The organism is Eggerthella sp. BIOML-A1 (assembly GCF_009875595.1).
Lineage (GTDB): Bacteria > Actinomycetota > Coriobacteriia > Coriobacteriales > Eggerthellaceae > Eggerthella > Eggerthella lenta.
In genome coordinates this window covers 272836-278987 of the sequence record NZ_WWRZ01000009.1, presented here as the reverse complement: position 1 = coordinate 278987, position 6152 = coordinate 272836, and the positions used below count along the sequence as shown (strand labels likewise).

The following is a 6152-nucleotide window of genomic DNA, read 5'->3' as shown; positions in this document are numbered from 1 at the left end:
GCCTCGACTACTTCCCGAACCGCGTCGCCGACCCGACCCTGGTTCGCCCGGAGATGTGGAACGACTAGTCGCGTAGCCCATACCGGGGCTCGCTTCCCTTGCAGCGAGCCCCGGTTCATCCCGAAGTTCCGGCCTCCGAGGATCCCGTCTCGTGCAATGCGACGGCGTTCCTTGCACGAAGCGTCTCCCAGAGGCCGGCCGATTTGCTCCCGTATCATCACATTCATGTCGAAAGCGGCGCCGCAGCGTCCGCGTGCCTCGTCGTACCCCTACCCTTTCGCCCGCAAACGGGCAAGGCGTCCCCGTCAAGGACCCGGTCGACACGACTCCGCTCCAAGGAGGGATACATGAACCAACAAGCAAAGTACAAGCTTATCGGCTTCATCATGATGTTCGCATCATCGTCGCTGATGGGCGGTATCGGAGCCTTCACCCGCTTCATCGACGCACCCGGCGACTTCGTGTCGTTCTGGCGCAACTTCGCAGGCTTGATCGCCCTCTCCCTCATCTTCTGCTTCGTCGGCGGAAGCTGGAAGAAGATCAAGGAAACCCGTTTCTCCGGCATGATGCTGCTCTCCGGCGTGTTCTTGGGCCTGCTCTCTGGCCTGTACTGCCTGTCTACGCAGTACACCACGCTGGCGAACGCATCGTTCCTCATCTACACCGGCCCCATCTACTCAACCATCCTGGCAGCGATCTTCCTGAAGGAAAAGCTCAACATCAAGGGCGTCCTGTGCATCGCCGCCGTGGTCGTCGGCATGCTGTTCATCGTCGGCATCGTCACGCCCGAGGGTCTGACCCTCGACCTCGATCCGAAGTACACCTTCGGCAACGCCATCGCCTTCGCTTCCGGCGTGGCCTACGGCCTGTACCTGTTCTTCTCGCGCTACCGCGAGGACTGCGACTCCAACGTCCGCTCCTGGTGGAACTTCCTGTTCGGCTCGCTGTCCATCGTCGTGCTGCTCGTCTGGCACCACTTCTTCCTGCAGCCGCTGTCCTACACCGAGAAGGTCAACGGCGTGACGCAGTTCGACGCCTCGGGCCAGATCATCACCCACGCGTGGAACATGTTCACGATGCCCGGCTCGTCCTGGGTCGTGCTCATCGCCGCAGCGCTCATCACCGGCTTCGGCGCGTTCTACCTGCTCACCCATGCCACGAAACGCCTTAAGGCCGGCGAGCTGGCCGCCATCTCCTACCAGGAGACCATCATGGCGTCGCTTCTGGGCCTGTTCATGTTCGGCGAGACCATGACCACCTTCCAGATCATCGGCGGCGCGCTCATCGTCTGCGGTGGCGTCGCCCAGATCTTCTTCTCCACTGCAGCTGCAAGCAAGCAGGGCGAGAAGATCGAGAAGGAAGAGGAGATCCGCGAGAACCTTGAAGCGCGGCTCGACCAAGAGCAAGAGCGGGAAGCTCTCAGCTAGCCGAGCCGACCGCTAGGAAAGGAACGTGCACCTATGAAGATCACGAGCAACATGACCCACATCGCCACCGAGGTCGAGTTCGAGGCTCCGCTGAACGAAGACCAGCTGAGCGAGGTGTTCCAGAAGAGCGGCGTGCAGGGTTTCGCCGCCGAGCTCGACATCGCCGAGCGCACGGAGGACCACGTCCAGATGATGTCGCTTGACGGCCTGCTGGGCTTCGCCAAGGCGTCCGGGCTGTCCGCGGTGACCTACGACGTGACGTACTTCCCGCACGCCGACGACGCGGAGGTGGCCTACCAGCTCAGGCAGCTGGCGCGCGACCTCGAGATCAGCGCCGAGGTCATCCGCGACGTGTGCGCGGCCGAGATCCAGGAGTACCTGGCCCTCGACGCCAAGCGCGACGCGAGCCTGCCGGTCCACAGCATCGTGGAGGCCTACACGGGCGGCACCGCGTTCGCCTGGTACGGCATGAGCGACTACCCGCGCCTCAAGCGCTTCATCCTGCGCAAGCTGGCGCAGGGCGGTGCCCAAGCCAAGCGCAACTTCATCTTGCGCGCCAGCAAGGCCCAAGTCGACCTGCTGGAAGACTACTGATCCAAGCGCTGACGACATCGGAGCCCGCCGCGCATGGCGGGCTCCTTCCGATTCGAGGAGGGACAAGCTATGAAACCCACTGTGTACATGGAGGAAATGGACGCGTTCACCTACCGCGAGAAGCTGGCGAAGGATGCCGTGGTGTTCATCCCCGTCGGCGCGCTGGAGCAGCACGGCTCCCACATGGCCATGTGCGTGGACGCCGCGCTGACCAAGGCGATGGCCGGCGCCACCGCCGAGGCGCTCGTCGCCGACACGGACGGCGCAATGGAAGCCGTCGTGGCCGCGCCCATCAACTACGGCTACCGTTCCCAGCAGCGCTCGGGCGGCGGCTTCCACCTCTCGGGCACCACGTCGCTGTCGGGAACGACGCTCATCGCGCTGGCGAAGGACGTGGTGTTCGGCCTCATCCTACATGGTGCGCGCAAGATCGTGCTGATGAACGGTCATTACGAGAACTACCAGTTCATCTTCGAAGGCGCCGAGCTGGCGCTGGAGAAAGCGCGCGAGAACGGCATCCGCGACGTGAAGATCCAACTCTTGTCGTACTGGGACTTCGTCGACGACGAGACCATCGAGGCCCTGTATCCCGACGGCTTCACCGGCTGGGATCTGGAGCACGCCGGCGTCATGGAGACGTCGCTCATGCTGCTGTTCCACCCCGACCTCGTCGACCTGGGCAAGACCGACGACCCGCTGTACGAGGGGCTGCCGGCCGAGCTGCCGAACTACGACGTGCTGCCCATCGTACCCGGCTACACGCCGCCGTCGGGCTGCCTGTCCTCGCCCGTGGAATCCTCGCGCGAGAAGGGGGCGATCCTGCGCAACGTCGCCGTGAAGCACATGGTGGAAGCCGTGAAACACGAGTTCTCGGGCGAGGGTGACTACCATGAGGTCTAAGAGCTCGGACGACGACGCGCGCAAGCACGTCCACCCCATGGAGGTGGAGAACGAGTCGGGCGAAGTGGATCCGGAGCCGAAGGAAGCCCAGGCCGCACGGCTCGGACGCACGGTCAGGCACGACCATGTCATCCGAGCCGCGTCGGTGGCCATCGTCGCCGTCGTGCTAGGCATCGCGCTGGTCAGCGCCGACACGTTCATCAACGCGGTTGGCGTGCTGCGCACGTTCGTCACCCAGTACTGCAGCTGGTGGATCGTGCTGTGCGCGTTTTTGTGCTTCGCCGTATGCATATTCGTAGCGGTGACGAAGCTCGGTTCGATCCGCCTGGGCGGCAAGGACGCCAAGCCCGCGTTCTCGTACTTCTCCTGGTTCGCGATGCTGTTCGCCACCGGGCAGGGCGTGGGCCTGGTGTTCTGGGCGGTGGCCGAGCCTATCATGATGTACGGGGGCACCCCGTTCAACGCCCCCGACCCCCTGTTCGCCGGAGACACGGCGCTTGCATGGACGTACTTCCACTGGGCCATCCCGGCGTGGGCCATCTACGCCATCGTCTCGCTTTTCATGGCTTACGCCCGCTACAACATGCACAAGGACACCACGTTCCGCGGCACGGTGGAGGATCTGTTCCCCGCCCGCGCGAAGCGGCCCGTCGGCATCGTGGTGGAGATCCTCGTGGTCATCGCCACCATCTTTGGGCTGACCACGTCGCTCGGACTTGCATCGTACCAGTTCAACAGCGGTATTCAACAGATCTTCAACATCCAGACGGGGCAAGCCCTGCAGGTGGCGTTCGTCATCCTGTTCGGCTCCATCGCAACGATGTCGGTGTGGTTCGGCGTGGTGAGGGGCATCAAGAAGATCTCGAACGCGAACGCCGTCATGTCCATCGTGTTCGTCGCTGCCGTGTTCATTTTCGGCCCCACGCTGTACATCCTGGGCGTGCTGCCCGAGTCGCTCAGCGTGTTCATCGACCAGTTCATGCTGATGAGCGGGTTCACCGAAGCCGTGAACCTGGGCGCGGGCATCGCCTCGTACGGTGATTCCTGGCAGGCGTTCTGGTCGTTCTTCATCTTCTGCTGGTGCTTCGCGTTCGCCACGTTCACGGCGGGCTTCGTGTCCACCATCTCCCGCGGGCGCACGCTGCGCGAGTTCGTAGGCGGCGTGGTGTTCGTGCCCGCGGCCGTATGCATCGTATGGACGTGCGTGGTGGGCGGCACCGGCGTGTGGGCCGCCATGTCCGACCCCGGCATCGTGGCACAGACCAACGCCGACTCCTCGATGGGGCTGTTCCTCACCATCGACAGCGTACCTCTGATCGGCGGCGTGCTGACCGTGCTGGCAACCATCCTCATCGGCGGCTATATCGTGACCTCGGTGGACTCCGGCGTCATGGCGCTGTCGAACTTCGTGTCTCCCGCCGCGCGCCAGAGCCGCGGCTTCAAGGCGCTGCTGGCGCTGTGCATCACGGCGCTCGCCGTGCTGTTCATGGTGACGGCCGGACAGGACTTCCTCAGCACCATCCAATTCGCCACCATCGCCGGCGGCATCCCGTTCAGCGTCATCGTGATCCTCATGGGGGTCCAGTTCTTCAAATGGGTCAAGCACGACGAGCAGCTGGTGGAACGCGGCCTGGCCGAGCCGTTTCCCGAAGACTCGCTTGCGGCCCGGCAGCTGCGTCAGTGGCACGAGGAGAGGGAGGCGCGCGAAGCCGAGAAGGCATGGCTCACGAGGCATGAGGAGGTCGACGTCCCCGACGGAGCCGGCCTCGACGAATCGATGAAGGAGGTGTCGCGATGAGCGCGGCAGCAGTAACGGAGGCACAACCGAAAGTGCCGTTCAAGGTGGCGATCTCTTCGTTTTTGGGCAACTTCATCGAATGGTTCGACTACGCCACCTACACGTATTTCGCCATCACCATCGGCATCGTGTTCTTCCCCGAGTCGGCGGTGAACTCCACGCTGCTCGCGTTCGCGGTGTTCGCGTTGTCGTTCGTGTTCCGGCCGTTAGGGGCGGCGTTCTGGGGCAGCATGGGCGACAAGAAGGGGCGCAAATGGTCGTTGTCGCTGTCCATCTTCATGATGACGGGCGCGGCGTTCCTCATCGGCTGCCTGCCGTCGTACGAGACGATCGGCCTGCTGTCCCCCATCCTGCTGCTGTGCCTGCGCAGCGTGCAGGGATTCTCGGCTGCAGGCGAGTACTCGGGAGCAGCGGTGTTCCTGGCCGAGTACGCGCCGGCGAACCATCGCGGGAAGTACTGCTCGCTCGTGCCGGCATCCACCGCGGCGGGTCTGTTGGCGGGCTCCACCGCAGCGCTCATCATCAAGGCGCTGCTGCCCGAAGCCGACGTGATCTCATGGGGATGGCGCATTCCGTTCTTGCTGGCCGGACCCCTGGGGCTCGTGGCGCACTACATCCGCACGAAGCTCGAGGATTCCCCCACCTACCAGCAGATGACCTCGACGGCCGATCCGGCCAAAGAGGCCCCGCGGCCTACCCGCCTCGTGTTCAAGAAGTACAAGAAGCGCCTTGCGACCAGCATCGCGGCGACCATGGTGAACTCGGTCGGCTTCTACCTCGTGCTCACCTACCTGCCCACGTATCTGACCAGCTACACGGCGATGGAAGCCTCGGCGGCCCAGCTTGCCACCGACATCGCGCTGGTCACGTACATCTTCATCATCTTCGGCGCCGGAAAGATATCCGACATCGTAGGACGTAAGAAAATGCTGCTGGGCTCGTGCGTGGCGTTCATCCTGCTCAGCATCCCCGCCTTCATGATGCTGGAGACGGCTCAGCTGCCCATCGTCATCGCAGCGGAGCTCATCATGTGCGTGACGCTCTCGTTCAACGACGCGAACATCGCCTGCTACCAGGCGGAGATGTTCCCCACGGAAGTGCGTTACACCGGCGCCGCGCTGGGGTCGAACATCGCCTACGTGGTGTTCGGCGGCACGGCCTCGATGGTGGCCACCGCGCTCATCGACGCCACGGGCAACGGCCTCATGCCCGCGTACTATATGATGGGCATCTGCCTTGTGGCGGGCATCATCCTGCTGTTCACGGCGCACGAGTACGCCGGCAAGGAATTGAACGACATCGAGTAGAGGATCGAACGCATCGAAAAAGAAGAGGGAGCGGGAAGGGGCGCGTCGAGCGCCCCTTCCCGCTCCTGCGGCGCGTTGGCGCCCTCGCTCGCTTACGCGTCGCCATCCCTTGCGCTACAGCTCGGA

5 protein-coding genes are annotated in these 6152 nt (G+C 63.8%); all 5 read left to right on the top strand.

Features of this window, described 5'->3' with window-relative positions:
- Positions 1 to 347 precede the first annotated feature (347 nt).
- The 5 genes from GT590_RS12755 to GT590_RS12735 all read left to right on the top strand — a co-directional run bounded on the left by GT590_RS12755 (position 348) and on the right by GT590_RS12735 (position 6026).
- Positions 348 to 1427: a DMT family transporter gene (locus GT590_RS12755; protein WP_015760425.1), complete on the top strand. Its 1080-nt coding sequence runs from the start codon at positions 348 to 350 to the stop codon at positions 1425 to 1427.
- A 33-nt stretch (positions 1428 to 1460) separates the two neighbouring features.
- Positions 1461 to 2021 carry a hypothetical protein gene (locus tag GT590_RS12750; protein WP_161171144.1) on the top strand — a complete coding sequence of 187 codons (561 nt, stop codon included), beginning with the start codon at positions 1461 to 1463 and terminating at the stop codon, positions 2019 to 2021.
- 69 nt (positions 2022 to 2090) lie between these two features.
- The gene (locus GT590_RS12745; RefSeq protein ID WP_009304706.1) at positions 2091 to 2921 is read left to right on the top strand and encodes a creatininase; all 831 of its coding nucleotides are present in this window, start codon (positions 2091 to 2093) and stop codon (positions 2919 to 2921) included.
- Complete coding sequence (locus GT590_RS12740; RefSeq protein ID WP_009608245.1) at positions 2911 to 4719, top strand: BCCT family transporter; 1809 nt, start codon at positions 2911 to 2913, stop codon at positions 4717 to 4719. The genes GT590_RS12745 and GT590_RS12740 overlap by 11 nt, the downstream gene beginning before the upstream one ends.
- A complete protein-coding gene (locus tag GT590_RS12735) occupies positions 4716 to 6026 on the top strand; it encodes an MFS transporter (RefSeq protein ID WP_009304708.1) in 1311 nt (436 codons plus the stop codon). Before GT590_RS12740 ends, GT590_RS12735 begins: the two co-directional genes overlap by 4 nt.
- Positions 6027 to 6152 lie beyond the last annotated feature (126 nt).